Source organism: Streptomyces sp. NPDC048411, assembly GCF_040704695.1.
GTDB lineage: Bacteria > Actinomycetota > Actinomycetes > Streptomycetales > Streptomycetaceae > Streptomyces.
In genome coordinates, this window is sequence record NZ_JBEZKL010000002.1 from 43,611 (window position 1) to 60,247 (window position 16,637).

Sequence of the window (16,637 nt, forward strand, 5' to 3'; positions counted from 1 at the left end):
TCGGCGGCGGGCGCGGCCGGGCATCCGGGTCACCGAGCCGGATGCCCGGCCGCGCCCGCCGACCCCGCCCTTACCCAGCGGTCACCAGGCCCAACCGGTGCTATTACCGAACGGATAACACGAGAATAAAGCCCCCGCATAGCTTCTGTAACGAGCACACGTTCGTATACGCCAGACGGGGGGTGCCGCATGGACTTCCGAGTCCTCGGCCCGGTTGAAGCTCACAGGGGCGGCGCACGGATTGCGCTGTCAGGTTCCAAGGTGCATACGGTTCTCGCGACCCTGCTGCTCGCCAGGGGACGCGTGGTGTCCGACACACGGCTCAATTCCCTGCTGTGGGGCTGGGATCCGCCGGCTACGTCGGGCGCGCAGATCTATACGTACATGTCCCGGCTCCGCAAACTCCTCGGCGACGAGGTACGCATCGAACGTCGCCAGCCCGGCTATCTGCTCCAGGCCCCGCACAGCAGCGTGGACCTGCTCGAATTCGAACGGCTTGACCGCCTCGGCCGCTCCGCACTGGCCCGTAAGCGCTACAGCGAGGCCGGGGCGCTGCTCGCCGAGGCGCTCGGGCACTGGCGCGGCACCGCCCTCGCCAATGTCACGGAACACCTCGCCGACGCCGAGCTGCCCCAGCTCGAAGAGGCCCGGATGCACGCCCTGGAGAGCCGTATCGAGGCGGATCTCGCGCTCGGCAGGCACGAGCAGCTGACCGCCGAACTCACCGGCCTGGTGGCGCAGTTCCCGCTGCGGGAGAAGCTGCGGGCCCAGTTGATGACCGCGTTCTACCGCAGCGGCCGGCAGAGCGACGCGCTGCAGAGCTACTACGAGGGCCGCACCCTGCTCGCCGACCAGCTGGGCATCGACCCGGGCGAGGCGCTCGGGTCGACCTACGCGGCGGTGCTGGAGGGCACCCGTGGCCCCGGGCCCGGCGCCCGGGCCCGGCACACCGGAGGGTCCGAGGACGGCGGCGGGGGCGCGCCGAGCACCCTGCCCCCGGACGTCGACGAGTTCGTCGGGCGGCAGGCCGAACTGGCGTCCTTACGGTCCCAGTTGGCGGAGTCCGCCGCCGGGAACGGGCCGCGCCGGCTGCTCGTCACCGGAATGGCGGGGGTCGGCAAGACCGCGCTCGCCGTGCACGCCGCCCACACCAGTGCGGCGAGCTTCCGCGACGGCATGCTCTTCGCCGAGCTGTCCGAGCCGGACGGCCGGCCGCGCAGCCCCCGGGAGATCCTGACCGGCCTGCTGCGCGGCCTGGGCGAGCGGGTCGGAGGCGCCGGCGGGGTGCAGGGTGGCAGTGCGGCCGACGACCGGCTGGAGCTGGAGGAACTGGTCCGGCTCTACCGGGCGCGCACCGCGGGCAGGGAGCTTCTCGTGGTGCTGGACGGCGCCGTCGAGGGGCGTCTGCTGGACCCGCTGCTGGCCGGTTCGGCCGACGCCGTGGTGCTGATCACCGGACGGGCCCGGCTGACCCAGGTGACCGGGGCGCGCACCACCACGCTGGCCCCGCTCGGCGACGGCGCCGCCTTCGACATGCTGGCTTCGACGGCCGGCCGGGCCAGGCTGCTGGCCGAGCCGGACGCCACGGACGACCTGCTCGCCTACTGCGGGGGGCTGCCGCTGGCCCTGCGGATCACCGGCAGTCGGCTGGCCGCCCGCCCCTACTGGTCGGTGGCCCGGATCGCGGACCGGCTGGCCGACCCGGAGAACCGGCTGCGGGAGCTGTGCTTCGGCGGTATGGACGTGGTCGGTGCGCTGCTGCCCTCCCTGCACGGGCTGCCCGGCCCGGCCAGGGCGTCGCTGGGCCGGCTGTCCGGCATCGGCTCGGCACCCTTCCCCGCACACCGGGCGGCCGGCCTGCTGGGGATGCGGGAGGCGACCGCGGAGCGGCTGCTCGAAGAGCTGGTGGACGGTGCGCTGCTCGATCTGTGCGGGGTCGACCGGCAGGGCAGACCGCTCTACCGCTTCCATGAACTGGTGCTGCTGTTCGCCGCGTTGCCGGTGACCGCGTCCGCCGTACATCCGAAGCCCACCCCGGCGCTCTGACACCCCCACGGGCCTTGGCGGACGGGGAGCGTTCCCCTTCACCAGGGCCCCGGGGGCTCCTCGGGCGGTGTGTCGCCGGGCAGGTGCAGCCGGACCGGGCCCTGGGCGGTCACGGTGCCGGCGGGCTGGGCGCAGGCGGCCGCCACCCGGTCGGACAGCTTCAGGTCTCGTACGATCCAGCCGTCGTAGGCGCTCGCCGAATCCCCGGGGGAGCGCATCAGCACGGTTCCGGAGATGCCCGGATGGGACTCGACCTGGTCGAGCCGGATGGAGCGGACCCCATGGCCCATGGCCTTGAGGACGGCTTCCTTCCGGGTCCAGCACCGGTAGTAGTGCGCGTCGCGGTCCGGACCGCGCGGGATGGCCAGCAGATGAAGGGCCTCGTCCGCCGTCAGCCACGGCTCACGCAGCACGTCCTGGCGTACCGGGCGCAGCATCTCGGTGCCGATGCCGATGGCGGGACCGGTGCCGATGGCCAGTGCGGTGTGTCCGCCGGTCCTGGCCAGGCTGATGGTCAGCGGTACCGCGGGCCGGCCGATCCGGGTCTGTCCGTGCCGGGAGTCGTCGCAGGCGGGACAGACCGGGCTGTTGATCTCGACGTCCTCGGGGGCGACCCCCAGCAGCTCTCCGACGGCCCGCCTGGTTGTCGCCCTGATGTGGACGTACGCCGCGGCGTCCTGCTCGGAGCGCAGACTCAACGCCCGCTGGAACTCTTCGGTGTTCAGCAGCGAGAGGTCCGCGGGGTCGGTGTGCAGCGGATGACGCCACCACCAGATGTTGGTCTCGCGGTCCGAATGGAGCGCGTGGAAGGCGGCCGCGGGGCTGTCTTCAGCCCCGCGGCCGCTGTGGTTCTCGAACATGTTGTAAGGCGGCGCCATCTGCCCTCATCTGTCATTTCGACTGCTGGCTGCGTGGCGCGGACCGTACCGTCCCTGTATATGGCGGATATATTTTCGAGCTGTGCGGGCCGGGCTGCCCGGATCGCGCGCGAGGGCCGGTCGGCCCCACGTCTGGGCTCAGTGCCAACTCTCGTCGTCGGCAGCTCCGGCTGCCAGGACGGTATGCGATGCGCGGGTGCCACGGATGTTTGACATTCTCTTCCCCCAGGTCGTCAACGTGCTCTGTGATGAACGTTAGGCCGTTGGGGTTTCGGCTCATTATCACTCGGCTTTCGGTTCACCGAATGTTCCGATACCCAGGCGGAGATCAGGTGCGGGCTTTCCCGACTCCCCTTAGGGCTCCGTCAGTTCATTGAGAGCCGTGCAGGCCCGCTCCGTCCATGTCGCCACGCCGATCCGGCTGAAATCGGTCAGCGCGTCGGCGTAATACCGCCGTGCATCCGAATGGTCGCCGCATTTCCAACTGGCGGTTCCGAGAGCGAGTTTGAGTTTCCCCTCAACCAACGCGCTGTCGACCAGGCCGGCGATTTCCAGTCCCTGCCGAAGTGTTTCCCTGGCCTGATGCCAGCGCTGGGCGCCCATCCGGGCCTCGCCGAGCGCCAGCAGCCCATGGGCCAGCCCGAGCATGTCGGCCTGGGAGCGGACGATCCGGATCACCCGCAGCAGCGCCTCCTCGGCGAGCTCGTACTCGTTCTGCGCGAGATAGACCCGGGCCAGCCGGTGGGTTCCCAGCGCCAGGCTGCGGGCGCCGCCCTCACCGATCGCGGTGGAGACCCGCACCGACTCCATACTCAGCTGCTGGGCCCGCTCGGTCTCGCCGCGGTCGAGCTGGATCTGCGCCATGTTGTTCAGCACATGGGCCACCGAGGACAGGTCGCCGACCGCGTGGAAGATCTCCAGAGCCTGCGCGCTGCGCCCCATCGCCGTGTCGAGCTCGCCGCGCATCTCGTCGATCATCGCCATGTTCCGCAGCACCAGGGCGCGTCCGTGCTCCTCACGGGCCCGTTCGTGGAAGGCCAGCGCCTCGGCGAAGAGTCCGTACGCGGCCGAGAAGTCACGCTGGCGCATCTCCAGCGCGCCGAGGTTGTGCAGCATTGCGGCCTGACCTCGCGCGTTCCCGGCGACCCGGGCCGCGGCGAGCGACCGCTCGCTGCATTCGCGCCAGTCGTCCAGGTAGTTACGGGTCTCGAAGAGGACCAGGGACGACATGGTGAGGTCCCAGGCCAGATCGTCCATGCCGAGCCCGGCCGCCTGGTCGATCACGGCGGTCAGCGAGAGACGCTCGGTCTCCAGCCAGTCCAGCGGACGGACGAGGAGCCCTCCGGTGAGCTCCTGCGGCAGCGGATGGCGGGGCACCGCGCTGTGGATGATGCTGAAGTCGCCGCCGTAGGCCCGCCGGTGGGCCTGTTCGGCGAGGGTCAGATAGGCGCGGAAGGCCCGGTCGAGCAGGGCCCGCCGTTCCTCCTCGGTCTCCTCGACCTCGGCGCGCTCCCGCGCGAACAGCCGCAGCAGGTTCTGGAACCGGTAGCGGGGGTGCCCGGTCGCGTCCAGTCCGACCACGTCGAGGAACTGCGCGTCGACCAGCTGCTCTATGAGCTGCTCGCCGGTGTAGAGGTCGGTGTCCAGCAGCGCCGCGGCCACCCATGCGGAGAAGTCCGGCACGTTGAGCAGCCCGAGACTCCGGTACAGCAGCGCGGTCCGCGGGGAGAGCCCCCGGTACGTCAGCGCGAAACTGGCCCGCACCTGCGACTCGCCCTGACTCAGCTCGTCCAGCCGCAGCCGCTCGTCGCTCAGCCGGCGCACCAGGCGTGCCACGGTCCAGTGCGGCTTCGAGGCGAGCCGGGCCCCGGCGATCCGCAGCGCCAGCGGAAGCAGGTCGCACAGTTCGACCAGTCGGTCGGTGGACGGCGGATCGGCGGCGATGCGTTCCTCGCCGACGATGCGTCCCAGCAGCTCGACCGCCTCGTACGAGGAGAGCAGCCCCAGCCGTACCCACGCCTGCGGCGGCCAGGCGACCATCTCGGAGAGCTGCTCCCGGCTGGTGACCAGCACGCAGCAACCGCCGCTGCTCGGGAGCAGGGGTCTGACCTGAGCGTAGGTGCGAACGTTGTCAAGGACCACGAGTACCCGGCGGTCGGCCAGCATGGAGCGGTAGAGCGCCGCCCGTTCCTCCGGCTCTGCGGGGATCTGTCCTATGGGCACCGAGAGGGAGCGCAGGAAGCGGCCGAGGATCTCGTCGGCCGTCGTCGGTTCGAGGTGTTCGTCGTAACCGCGCAGGTCGGCGAAGAGCTGTCCGTCCGGAAACCGTTCTGCGACGCTGTGTGCCCAGTGGATCGCCAGACTCGTCTTGCCGACGCCCGCGACACCGGTGATCAGCCCCGTCGCGGGCCCGCGCAACGTGGCGCTCAGGTCCAGCAGTTCGTTGAGCTGGGCCAGCTCCTCCTTGCGTCCGGCGAGTCCGGGCACGTCCGGGGGCAGCTCCAGCGGGTCGCCCACCGGTTTCAGCAGCAGCGGTTCACCACCGCCCGAACCCTCCGGGCCGCGCACCGCCAGCGACGGCTCGTCCTGGAGGATGGCGTTGTGCAGCTCGGACAGGGCGGGCCCCGGTTCGAGCCCCAGCTCGTCGATCAGCCGGCGCCGCCCGTCCCGGAACGTCTCCAGCGCCTCGGCCCGCCGCCCCGACCGGTACTGCGCCGTTATCAGCTGGTGCCGCGCCCGCTCGCGCAGCGGGTGGTCCCGGACCATCGCCGCCAGGTCGGGCAGGATCTTCTGGTGGTCGCCGAGCAGCAGCCGTACGGCCGTCGCGTTCTCGTAGGTGTTGAGCCGCAGCTCCTCCAGCCGCTGGGCCTCGTCCTCCACCAGCCGCCCGGTCACCCCCGCCAGCGGCTGACCGCGCCAGAGGTGCAGCGCCTCCGCATAACAACGGGACGCGTCCTGAAGCCTGTTGTCCCGCGCGGCCGACTCCGCCGCCGAAACCAGTTCGGCGAACTCGGCCGAGTCCAGCCGGTGCGTTCCCACCCGCAGCAGATAGCCGGGATGAGCCGTGACGATGACCTCGTCGGGGAAACCAGCAGCCTTGAACGTTTTCCGCAATGCCGCAATGCAGATGGACACCTGGGTGCGCGCCGTGGCCGGTGGGCGATCGTTCCAGACCGCTTCGATCAGCGTGTCGACCGGAACGATCCTGCCCGGATTGAGGAGCAACAACACAAGAATGGTGCGGTGCCTGGGCCCCCCGACCGGCACCTGCACATTCCCGGAGCCCACTTCGAGCGGGCCTAACACCCGGAACTCCAGCCGCTGCTCCATGTACCCCCCCTGCTCCACGGACAGTGGAAGCAGTATCCCCGTAGTCGTCTTATCCGGCGACCAGCCCAACGCCCCACGATACGGCGGCCGGTGAGGCTACTGCACAGTACGGCAGCGCTACCCTCGGTAGCACGCAAGTCTTCATCCGGAATATGTTCTCTGCCAGTGACAATGTGAGACCTGTTCAGCTTGTCCCGCGGGTCCAATTGTGAATCGCGCAATACGGAAATGGGGGTACGGGGATAACGCGGGTCCACCGTCAGCGGCACGTGCCCCCGGCATGCCAGGTGAAGGCGGCCCAGGCGGTGGGGCGACGGTGAAGGTGGGGCCGTCGGGGTGGACGGCGGCGGGGTGGGCGGCGGTGCCGCCGAGGCGCGGCTACCGACTGCGGCTCTGGCTGGGGGAGCAGGGACAGCTGTGGGTCGAGGTCCACGACAGCGGGGACGGCGAACCGGAGGTGCGCACGCCGGACGGCGCCTAGACGGGGTCCGTGCGGGCACTTCGCGAGGGTCCGGAGCCGGACGCGCCGGTCACCGGCAGCCGTGGCAGCTGGGGTCTTCAACATGTCTGCGAAAGTCAGGAGTTGAGGGGTGCGTGGGCAGCCGGGCCGCCGGGCAGCCCCAGGATGCGGGGTGGTAGCACCACTCTCTCGCTCCCACCAAACGACCAGGTCTTCTGGTTCGGCACGTGCTGGACCGCGTAGGCCCGGAGGGTGTCCGGGGCTTGCTGTCAGGCGTTCTTCGTCAGGGCCAGTCGATCAGGGCCATGAACGTTACCCATGCGATGAACACGGTGCCGGGTGCGAGCAGGGCCAGGACGACACCGGCCGGAGGCTTGCGACGGCAGAACGCCCAGCTCGCGACCAGTGCGACCAGTGCCAGAACCAGGCCGCAGCAGAGAACGGTCCAGGCGGGATCGAAGCTGGCGTCGAAGCGGTCGGAATCGGCGTCCGAGCAGGAGTCGCAGGCCATCGGCGAGAGCCCGCCGAAGACCAGGGCGAAGAACGCGAGCGGGAGCGTCACGACCGTGGAGATCAGTGAGGCGATCCAGGTGCGTGGTGGACGGTTCGTCGACATGTCTTCGGGCATGCGTATGAGTCAACTCGGTTTCCGGGGGCGTCACATGAGTTCTCGTACTCAGTCCCACCAGAAGGACCACGCCGCCTGGTTCAGCAGCATCTTTTCGGCATAGACGTCCAGGTCGTACGGCGGGTTCTGCTCGATGTTGTCCGGGCAGAACGCGAAGTGCTCGGCGGCAAGCGCCCGCGCCTCGGCCAGGGTGGTGGGCGGTCGCCCGACGGAGACGGTCAGGGTGTCGAAGCCGAGCGCCACGACCCGTATGCCGAACCGGTCCTCCCAGGAGCGGAGCACCGCGCAGAGCCGGGCGGTGTCGTCCTCGTAGTTCACCGACCCCGACCAGCCGATCGCCGCCGGGATGTCCGCACTGCGCCGGGCCGGGACGAGCGCCGCCCGTGCGCCGGGGAAGCAGCCATCCCGTTGGGTGAACCGGTCGGCCATCTCGGCCGCCACGTTGTCCGGGGAGTCGGGCCCTTCGGCGGACGGAGCGGGTGCCAGGCCCGGCCACTCGTCGTCGACGGCGTCGAGTTCGTCGGGCGCGCACTCGGCCCAGTACTCGCCGAGCACCTCCTCGGCGTCGTGGTCGCCGGGGTACGACGTCCTGTCCGGGGCAAGATCCCACGTATCGGGCCACTGGCCGCGTACGCCCCCGTCGATCAGCACGGGAAGCAGCCCGACCGTCCGCCCTGCCGCCCGCAGCCCGGCCCACGTCCCGGGGGACGCGGGCTCGTCGGCGTACCAGAGCAGCGGCTCGTGCCACGGGCCGTTGTGCGTCTCGTCCACCAGTGTGCCGGGAGGGAGTTGGAGCCCGGAGGTGGCCAGGGACGGAAGCGGGTTCGGGAGCGTCGCCATGCCGGTGACCTTAGAGGCCGCCACCGACAATCGACGGCCCGGCCCCCGGCGTCAGCGCCCGACGTGACCGGTGAAGGCGGCCCAGGCGGTGGGGGCGACGGTGGCGACTCCGCTACCGGGACTCCGGCGGGCAGTTCGCGGGCGGCGTCGGTGAGAACGGCGGCGAGCGTCTCGATGTCGGTTACGCGTTCGGGGCGGCAGTCGACCCGGGCGAGTCCCTGCCTGTTCAGGACGGGTGGGTGGTGAGGTCGTAGCGCTCCTTGATCAGTTCCAGATGGATCCAGCTCTCCACCGCGCGCACGCCCGTGCAAGCCCGCATGTCCTCCAGTGTGTCGCGCACCGCCGTGAGGGACTCCGCGCTGATCGTTCCGACGAGCTCCGCGCGCCCCATGCAGGCGGAGAGGAACGAGACCCGGTCCCAGGCCGCCAGGTGTCGGGCGACCGGGTCCCGTTCGCCGTCCAGCTGTACGGCGAACCCGCACAGGAAGCCCAGCCCCAGCAGCTCCGGGCGCACCAGTGCGAGCACCTTGGCGACGCCGCCGTCGAGGAGGCGCAGCGTGCGGGCGCGGGCGGCGCCGGGTGAGAGGCCCACGCGCTCGGCGAGTTCCGCGAAGGGCAGCCGCCCGTCGCGCTCCAGTTCGTCCAGGATCAGCCGGTCCGTCTCGTCCGGTTCCGGCACCTCGGGCCGGCCCGCCAGCAGATACGGATCCTTGAGGTGCTCCAGGGAGATCAGTGGATCCACCACGTCCACACCCTTCAGGGAGCGGATGGACTCCACGGCCCGGTCCAGCTCGGCCAGGCCCTTGGTGCGCAGCTCCGCCATGATGGCGGAGCTGCCCGCGGTGAGCGTGACGAACGGCGCCTGCGGCATGGCGGCGATCGCGCGGGCCACCGGCTCGGCCGGGCCGCGCACATCGATCGACAGGTGGGCCGATGCGGTCAGCTCCCGTACGGCGGGATGCACGACGGCCACCACCCGCACACCGCCACCCGCGAGCAGCCGCTGCACCCGGGCGCGGGTCGCGGGCCGGGAGAGGCCGACGCGCTGCGCCAGCGTCTCGTACGTCAGGCGGCCGTCCGTCTGCAGTTCGCGGACGACGGCCAGATCGGTGTGGTCCAGATCCACCTGAGCGGTTCCCCTCGGCTCGACGGCCCGGGGCGGTGCGCCCGGGGTGGGGTCCATTCTCGACCACCGGGGTGCGGGGGCCGGACCCGGACGGTGTGCCTCGCTGACGATCGCATCACCATCGCTGGACAATTCTGTCGGATGAAACGTAGGTTCTGTGCGAGCGTGGCGAACGAATCATCTTTGCGTGACGCTCTGAGGAACTTGAGGAGGATGGGATGAGCCGGCCCCTGGTGGTGTTCACGGACTCCGAGGAACTGGACGTCGGTCCGGGCGTACGACTGCTGACCGACGCGGGATTCGACACGCGCGTCGTCGGCAGCCGCGACCCGGACGCGATCGCCGCCGCCGCGCGTGACGCCGTCGCGCTGATCGTCGGCTACGCAAGCGTGGACGCCGCGCTGCTCGACCGCCTCCCCGGTGTCGGGATGCTGGCCACCATGTCCGCCGGATACGACATGATCGACACGGCGCAGGCGCGGCGACGCGGGCTGTGGGTGAGCAACCTTCCGCATGCCGCGACCGAGGACGTCGCCGTGCACGCGCTCGCCAGCGCGCTCAGCCTGGTGCGCGCGCTGCCCCAGGCCGACGCCACCGTGCGCGGCGGCGGCTGGAACACCGAATTCACCGCGCTGCCGCGCAGGGCGGGGGAGCTGACGCTCGGACTGCTGGGATTCGGACGCATCGCGCGGGCCCTGGCCCGGATCGCGGCCCCCGTCTTCGGCCGGGTCGCCGCGTACGACCCGCACGCCGACGCGGCCGGGTGGCCCGACGGCGTCGAACGGCTCGGCCTGGACGAACTGGTCGCCGCCTCCGACGTGCTCTCCCTGCACACACCGCTGACTCCGCAGACCCGCGGCATGGTCGACGCGGCGCTACTCGCCCGGATGCGGCCCGGGGCCTTTCTCGTGAACGTCGCCCGCGGCGAACTCGTCGACTCAGCGGCCCTGCTGGCCGCCCTGGACAGCGGACGGCTCGGGGCGGCGGCGCTGGACGTGTTCCCGGTCGAACCCCCGCCGCTCGACGACCCGCTGCGCAGCCACCCGCGCATCCAGCTGTCCCCGCACAGCGCCTATCTGTCCGACGCGTCGCAGCGGGCGTACGTGTGCGCACCGGCCGAGAACGTCATCGCCTGGCACCGCACCGGGCGACCCCTCACCCCCGTGGTCGACCCGACCCTCGAAGGAGCCCCCGCATGACCGACGTGCAGACCGTCGACGCATCCGTCGACGAGGAGACGCGGCTGCGGCGCGAACTCGCCGCCGTATACCGGCTCGTGGCGCACTTCCGGATGACCGACCTGATCTTCACGCACATCTCGCTGCGGCTTCCGGGGCCCGATCACCACTTCCTCATCAACCCCTACGGCCTCCTCTTCGAGGAGATCACCGCCTCCAACCTCGTCAAGATCGATCTGGCGGGCAACCCGGTCGAGCCCACCCCCTATCCGGTCAACCCCGCGGGCTTCGTCATCCACAGCGCGATCCACGCCGCTCGCGAGGACGCCCACTGCGTGCTGCACACCCACACCAAGGCCGGCTGCGCCGTGGCCGCGCAGCGCGACGGGCTGCTGCCGCTCAACCAGATGTCGATGGAGTTCTACAACCGCGTCGGCTACCACGACTACGAGGGCGTCGCCCTCAACCTCGACGAGCAGAAGCGCCTGGTCGACGACATCGGCAGCCACCCGGCGCTGATCCTGCGCAACCACGGTCTGCTGACGGTGGGAGAGAGCGCCGCCCAGGCATTCCTGCGCATGTACTACCTGGAGAAGGCGTGCGATATCCAGGTCACCGCCCAGGCGGGCGGCGGACCGCTGATCGTTCCCTCTCCCGAGACCTGCGAGTACACCGCCCGTCAGCTCGCGGGCGAGGCGGACGCGGACTTCCAGGACGACGGGGCGTACGACCTGGCCTGGGCGGCGATGCTGCGCCTGCTGGACCGGGTGGCGCCGGATTACCGGGACTGAGCGGCGCCCAGGGCATGAAGAGTGAACCAACAGGGCATTCCTGACTCAGGTCACTGGCCGGTGGCAGGCACGTCCCAGGACCGGGGTCGAGTGAGCGCCTGCCACTCGTCCCGGAGCAGGGCAAGCACCGCGACGTCGTACCGTTGGCCCCGATGCAGGCAGGCGGAGCGGCGCACCCCCTCCTGGACGAACCCGGCCCTGGCCAGGACGCCGAGGGCCGCGGTGTTGGTGGTGTGGGTGACAGCCTGGACGCGGTGCATGGGCAGTTCACCGAAGGCGAAGTCGACCAGCGCGTCCACGGCGTCCGCGCCATAGCCCTGGCCCCGGTGGTCGGGGTCCAACATCAGCATGATCTCGGCTGTGCCGTCGACCATGTCCTGGTCCGTCAGGGCGATGTGGCCGATCGGTGTGCCGTCGGGGAGCAGGACGAGGAAGTCATCGCGGTCGTGCTCGTCGCGGTCACGCTCGATGCGCTCGCGCACGGCAGAGAGGGAACGCGGCCAGATGCCGACCTCGTGGGCGGCCACGGGGTCGGCGCGCCAGACATGGACCAGCTCCGCGTCGTCGACGTCGAGCGGCGCGAAGGCGACACCCCTACCCCGCCAGCAAACCTCCCGGGGCGATCCCGCGTCCCTGTCCTCCGATTCCTCCCAGGCAACGCGCCCAGTCACAGCCTCTGTCGTGTCCTCGATCATGGGCGGATGCTACGGCCGCCGGGACCGGTGGACCAGTCAATTCTGCCCCCCGGACGGCCTGCTCACCGGCTAGAGCTTCGTGGCGCAGAGCACCTGGTCGTTCCTGACCGGGTCCGAGTCGAACAACGAGTTGACGGTGATCAACGCCTCGTCGAAATACTTGCAGGGGCTGCTGAAACCACCTGACACCACGCTGCTGTCGACGAGGATCTCGCGGACCCTGTGCGTGGCCCGGTCCTTGCCCTTCTCCTTGCAGGCGACCTCGTGCGTGCGGCCCGTGCGGCCAGTCCGCTCAGTCCGCTCAGTCCGCTCAGTCCGCTCAGTACGTGAGGGCGTCGGCCATGTCGCTCTGCCAGTAGGTGACGAAGCCGTTGTCACCCCAGGAGGTGCCGGCGGGGAGCGTCAGCTCGGCGGGGGCGCCCGTGGAGCCTCGGTTGCTCTTGCCGGTGAAGTACACCGTGAGGTGGGTGCCCTTGTGCGGCTCCTGCCCGTCGGGCTCACCGAACAGCCCGATGGAGGCGTAGGCGGACTGGCCCGGCGCAAGGGTGACCACGGCCTGCGGGATGCTGTCGCGGAGGACCGGGAAGGCGGCCTGGGCGTCGTCGAAGCGGAGCGCCGGCGCGTGGTACGCGTAGCAGGGGCGGTTGCCCGTGTTGGTCGCGGTGAGCAGCAGGTGGTTGATGGGGCGGCTCACCTTGCTGACGGTGACCTTGGTGTTCGAGCCGGTGCAGGTGACGGGGGAGCTGTTGCCGGTGCCCTTGTTGCCGGTGGCGCCGCTGTTGCTCTTCTGGCCGCCCGTGCCGGAGGTGGAGCCCTTGGAGTGGGCCGCCGTGTTCTCGGCAGGGGCGTTGGACGTGCTGTCGGTGTCCTTGGCGTCCTTGCCCGAGTCCGGCGCGGTGGCCGCCGGGGACTGCTGGTCGGCGGTGCTCCCTGCCGGAGCCGCCGCTCCCGCCTTGCCGTTGTCACCGCTGCCGTTGTCGCTGCAGGCGGTGAGTGAGAGGGCGGCCAGGAGGGCGGTCGCGGCGAGGGCGGTGGTGCGGACGCGGTTGCTGCGCATGGTGTTACTCCCCGTATGTGTTGGTGAGGTCGTTCAGCCAGTGATGGCAGATCAGGACCATGACGATCGCGATCGACACGATCACTACGCCGATTGCCACGGCATCGATCAGCTCGATGCGGAAACGGGTTCGCACTGTGTCGTCCCGGTGGTCTCTGCGGTGTGGTCACAGATTGCGGGACGGCGGATTCCGGCCGCAACGCCGAACGGCCCATTGGGGACGCTGGAATGCTTGCGCGTACGGTGACCTGGGCAGATTCCACGTCCCTGGAACGGTGTTCCGGGACGAACCAGGAGGGGGAACGCCGTAGTGGCGACACCGGAGGCCGAGGAATTCGCGGCTCTGCTGAAGGAACTGAAGGACCGTTCGGGGCACAGCTACGGGGTTCTCGCCGGAAGACTGCACGTCAGCACATCGACGCTCCATCGGTACTGCAACGGTGACGCCGTGCCCAATGAGTACGCGCCGGTGGAGCGGTTGGGGCGGCTGTGCGGGGCGAGCCCGGACGAGCTGGTGGAGCTGCACCGGCGGTGGATCGTGGCCGATGCGGCGAGACGGCGTCCTGCTTCCGTTCCCGCTCCGGCTACTGCTCACGTTTCTGATTCCGAGCCCGTTCCCGAGCCGGGAGCTGCGGCTGAGGCTGTGGCTTCGCCCGAGGACAACGACGACGCGACCGCGCCCGAGGTCGTGGCCGCCGGGGCGAGCCGGCCCCGGCGGTTCTGGTCCTCCCCGCGGGCGCGCGTCCTGCTCGCGGCCGTCGCCGTCGTCGCGCTCACCGTGCCCACCACGGTCATCGTCAGCAATCTTTCGGACACGGACACGGGCAGCCTCAGCGATGCTCCTGCCGTGGACGGCGTATCCGAACTGCCCGACGACGAGAGCGCGTCCGCGTCGCCCGGCATGCCGGACCCGTCGGGCAAGCCCGCCGAGCCCGGCAAGTCCGGTGCCGTGACCACCCCGTCCCCGGGGTCGGGCTCCGCCTCCGCCTCCGCGTCCACCGGGCACGGCGCGGGAGCGGGAGCAGGGCCGGGTGCGCAGACGGGCGGGGGCATGCCGCTGACCGCCACCATCAGCTCGTACAACTGGGACGAGCCCTGCGGCCAGCACTACGTGCTGGACCAGAAGCCGGAGGACGTGCCTCCGCCGCCCGCACCGCAGGACACCCGTGGCTGGGCCAGGGCGCTCGGCGGGGTGGACGGCGGCAGCATGCTGCTCGAACTCACCGTGCAGGGGAAGTCGGGGCAGGCCGTCGTGCTGAACGGACTGCACGTGCGGACGCTGTCCCGGAAGGCGCCGCTGGAGTGGTCGGCGTACTCGATGGGGGAGGGCTGCGGGAGCGGCATCACGCCGCAGTCCTTCGACATCGACCTCGACGACAGCCGGCCGACCCTCACCCCGGTGGCGGGGCAGCAGAGGGACGAGCGGGTACCGCCGAAGAACTTCCCGTTCCGGGTGTCCTCCACCGATGTGGAGGTGTTCGACCTCGACGCCCATGTCGAAGGGCACGACGTCAGCTGGTACCTGGAGCTGGAGTGGAGCAGCGGCGGCCGGGAGGGGACGCTGCGCATCGACGACGGCGGGAAGCCGTTCCGTACCAGCAGCGTCAAGGTGCGGCCGAAGTACATGTACCGGTACGACACGGCCCAGTGGGTGACCAAGGAGTGGGAGTAGCGGTCACGGCCACCGGGCCGGTGCGTACGGGCGGACGTCCCGGTCAGAGGCGCTCGGGGGTCCGGATGCCGAGCAGCACCATGCCCCGGTGGAGGGTACGGGCGGTCAGGTCGCAGAGGAAGAGCCGGTTCTCGACCACCTCGGCGGGGTTGTCGTCGCTCAGCACGTGGCACTGGTCGTAGAACGTCGTGTAGAGCGAGGCCAGCTGGTAGAGGTACGCGGCCAGCTTGTGCGGCTCGTACGTCGACGCGACCTCGGCCAGGTTCTCGCCGAACTGGTCCAGGTGCAGCCCCAGCGCCCGCTCGGCCGGGGCCAGCTGCAGCTCCGGGTGCGCGACCGGCCGGGTCTCGCCCGCCTTGCGCAGGATGGACTTGATCCGGGCGTAGGCGTACTGGAGGTACACGGAGGTGTCGCCGTTCAGCGACACCATCTGGTCCAGGTCGAACTTGTAGTCCCGGACGGCGGACGTCGAGAGGTCGGCGTACTTCACCGCGCCGATACCGACGTACTCGCCGTTCTCGACGATCTCCTGCTCGGTCAGGCCGACCTTCTCGGCCTTCTCGCGCACGACGGCCGTCGCCCGCTCGATCGCCTCGTCGAGCAGGTCGACCAGCCGGACCGTCTCGCCCTCACGGGTCTTGAACGGCTTGCCGTCCTTGCCGAGGACCGTGCCGAACGCCAGCTGGTGCGCCTTCACGTCCTCGTTCAGCCAGCCTGCCCGGCGGGCCGTCTCGAAGACCATCTTGAAGTGGAGCGACTGCCGCGCGTCCACGACGTACAGCAGGGTGTTCGCCTTGAGGTTCTGGACCCGGTCACGGATCGCGGAGAGGTCGGTCGCCGCGTAGCCGTAGCCGCCGTTCGTCTTCTTGACGATCAGCGGGACCGGGTTGCCGTCCGGGCCCTTCACGTCGTCGAAGAACACGCACAGCGCACCTTCGGAGCGGACGGCGACGCCCGTCTCCTCCAGGATCCGGCAGGTCTCCTCGAGCATGTCGTTGTAGCCGGACTCACCGACGATGTCGGGGTCGCGGATCTCCATGTCGAGCTTGTTGAAGACCGAGTAGAAGTAGATCTTCGACTCGTCGACGAACCGCTGCCAGAGCGTGACCGTCTCCTCGTCACCGGCCTGGAGCGCCACCACCCGGTCCCGGGAGCGGGCCTTGAACTCCTCGTCGGAGTCGAAGAGCGCCCGCGACGCCTTGTAGAGCCGGTTGAGGGAGGACATGGCGGCCTCGCCGTCCGCCTCGTCGGCGCCCTTGTGGTCCAGCTCGTGCGGGTGCTCGATCAGGTACTGGATGAGCATGCCGAACTGGGTGCCCCAGTCGCCGATGTGGTGGCGCCGGACCACGCTCTCGCCCGTGAACTCCAGGACCTCCACCATCGAGGCACCGATCACCGCGGAGCGGAGGTGCCCGACGTGCATCTCCTTCGCCACGTTCGGCTGGGCGTAGTCGACGACCGTCGTGCCGGCGTTCTGCGCGTACGGCACACCGAGCCGGCCCTCGTCGTCCGCGGCGCGCGCGGCGAGGGTCTCGACGATGGCCTTGTCGCTGAGCGTGATGTTCAGGAAGCCGGGGCCGGAGACCTCGATCTCCTTGATCAGGTCGCCCGCCGGGATCGCGGCCGTCACCTGGGACGCCAGCTCGCGCGGGTTGCCCTTCAGCTTCTTGGCGAGGGCCAGGATCCCGTTGGCCTGGAAGTCGGCCCGGTCGCTTCGGCGCAGCAGCGGGTCCGCGGTGCCGGCATCCGGCAGTGCTGCCGTCAGGGCGTCCGCGAGCTGCTGCTGGAGCGTGGAAGCGAGGGAATTGACCGAGGCCATGGGATGGCTGCCGTTTCCGTAGGGGTACAAGGGATCACGCCCAGTATCCCACGCACTGTAAAGCCGTTTTCGCACTGCCGGGTGGACCTGGGAGAATGGGTAGTGCCCTTACGAGCC

The 16,637-nt window shown here is 70.3% G+C and carries 14 protein-coding genes and 1 pseudogene; 5 read left to right on the forward strand and 10 right to left on the reverse strand.

The window, feature by feature from the left end:
- Nucleotides 1-261: 261 nt before the first annotated feature.
- Complete coding sequence (locus tag AB0915_RS00965) at nucleotides 262-2,046, forward strand: BTAD domain-containing putative transcriptional regulator (protein ID WP_366689044.1); 1,785 nt, start codon at nucleotides 262-264, stop codon at nucleotides 2,044-2,046.
- A gap of 38 nt (nucleotides 2,047-2,084) precedes the next feature.
- Here the strand turns inward: AB0915_RS00965 and AB0915_RS00970 are convergent, their stop codons facing one another.
- Both AB0915_RS00970 and AB0915_RS00975 read right to left on the reverse strand, forming a co-directional pair.
- A complete protein-coding gene (locus AB0915_RS00970; RefSeq protein ID WP_366689045.1) occupies nucleotides 2,085-2,924 on the reverse strand; it encodes a 4'-phosphopantetheinyl transferase superfamily protein in 840 nt (279 codons plus the stop codon).
- 354 nt (nucleotides 2,925-3,278) lie between these two features.
- Entirely contained in the window at nucleotides 3,279-6,254 is a 2,976-nt protein-coding gene (locus AB0915_RS00975; RefSeq protein ID WP_366689046.1) for a BTAD domain-containing putative transcriptional regulator, read from the reverse strand.
- A gap of 361 nt (nucleotides 6,255-6,615) precedes the next feature.
- Between AB0915_RS00975 and AB0915_RS00980 the strand changes: the two are divergent.
- Nucleotides 6,616-6,714: pseudogene (locus AB0915_RS00980) on the forward strand (ATP-binding protein); the annotation flags it as partial.
- Between the two features lie 283 nt (nucleotides 6,715-6,997).
- Here AB0915_RS00980 and AB0915_RS00985 read toward each other — a convergent pair.
- The 3 genes from AB0915_RS00985 to AB0915_RS00995 form a co-directional block, all read right to left on the reverse strand.
- The gene (locus tag AB0915_RS00985) at nucleotides 6,998-7,342 is read right to left on the reverse strand and encodes a hypothetical protein (RefSeq protein WP_366689047.1); all 345 of its coding nucleotides are present in this window, start codon (nucleotides 7,340-7,342) and stop codon (nucleotides 6,998-7,000) included.
- Nucleotides 7,343-7,390: 48 nt separating this feature from the next.
- Nucleotides 7,391-8,182, reverse strand: a complete 792-nt coding sequence (locus AB0915_RS00990) for a DUF4253 domain-containing protein (RefSeq protein WP_366689048.1) — start codon at nucleotides 8,180-8,182, stop codon at nucleotides 7,391-7,393.
- A gap of 226 nt (nucleotides 8,183-8,408) precedes the next feature.
- Entirely contained in the window at nucleotides 8,409-9,365 is a 957-nt protein-coding gene (locus AB0915_RS00995) for an Lrp/AsnC family transcriptional regulator (protein ID WP_366689049.1), read from the reverse strand.
- Nucleotides 9,366-9,526: 161 nt separating this feature from the next.
- Here AB0915_RS00995 and AB0915_RS01000 point away from each other — a divergent pair, with 161 nt between their 5' ends.
- Complete coding sequence (locus AB0915_RS01000) at nucleotides 9,527-10,507, forward strand: C-terminal binding protein (RefSeq protein WP_366689050.1); 981 nt, start codon at nucleotides 9,527-9,529, stop codon at nucleotides 10,505-10,507.
- Nucleotides 10,504-11,277, forward strand: coding sequence for a class II aldolase/adducin family protein (locus tag AB0915_RS01005; RefSeq protein ID WP_366689051.1), 774 nt, complete (start codon nucleotides 10,504-10,506; stop codon nucleotides 11,275-11,277). Before AB0915_RS01000 ends, AB0915_RS01005 begins: the two co-directional genes overlap by 4 nt.
- Before the next feature lie 50 nt (nucleotides 11,278-11,327).
- Here the strand turns inward: AB0915_RS01005 and AB0915_RS01010 are convergent, their stop codons facing one another.
- The 4 genes from AB0915_RS01010 to AB0915_RS01025 all read right to left on the reverse strand — a co-directional run bounded on the left by AB0915_RS01010 (nucleotide 11,328) and on the right by AB0915_RS01025 (nucleotide 13,165).
- Nucleotides 11,328-11,972, reverse strand: coding sequence for a GNAT family protein (locus AB0915_RS01010; RefSeq protein ID WP_366689052.1), 645 nt, complete (start codon nucleotides 11,970-11,972; stop codon nucleotides 11,328-11,330).
- Between the two features lie 69 nt (nucleotides 11,973-12,041).
- Nucleotides 12,042-12,164, reverse strand: a complete 123-nt coding sequence (locus AB0915_RS01015; protein WP_366689053.1) for a hypothetical protein — start codon at nucleotides 12,162-12,164, stop codon at nucleotides 12,042-12,044.
- A 127-nt stretch (nucleotides 12,165-12,291) separates the two neighbouring features.
- Nucleotides 12,292-13,029 (reverse strand): DUF4232 domain-containing protein, encoded by a 738-nt coding sequence (locus AB0915_RS01020; protein WP_366689054.1) that lies wholly within the window; start codon nucleotides 13,027-13,029, stop codon nucleotides 12,292-12,294.
- Between the two features lie 4 nt (nucleotides 13,030-13,033).
- Nucleotides 13,034-13,165 carry a hypothetical protein gene (locus AB0915_RS01025; protein WP_366689055.1) on the reverse strand — a complete coding sequence of 44 codons (132 nt, stop codon included), beginning with the start codon at nucleotides 13,163-13,165 and terminating at the stop codon, nucleotides 13,034-13,036.
- 174 nt (nucleotides 13,166-13,339) lie between these two features.
- Here AB0915_RS01025 and AB0915_RS01030 point away from each other — a divergent pair, with 174 nt between their 5' ends.
- Nucleotides 13,340-14,701: a helix-turn-helix transcriptional regulator gene (locus AB0915_RS01030; RefSeq protein WP_366689056.1), complete on the forward strand. Its 1,362-nt coding sequence runs from the start codon at nucleotides 13,340-13,342 to the stop codon at nucleotides 14,699-14,701.
- A 43-nt stretch (nucleotides 14,702-14,744) separates the two neighbouring features.
- On the opposite strand, the gene argS is transcribed toward AB0915_RS01030, so the two are convergent.
- On the reverse strand, nucleotides 14,745-16,520 hold the full coding sequence (gene argS / locus AB0915_RS01035; protein ID WP_366689057.1) for an arginine--tRNA ligase: 1,776 nt from the start codon (nucleotides 16,518-16,520) through the stop codon (nucleotides 14,745-14,747).
- Nucleotides 16,521-16,637: the final 117 nt, after the last annotated feature.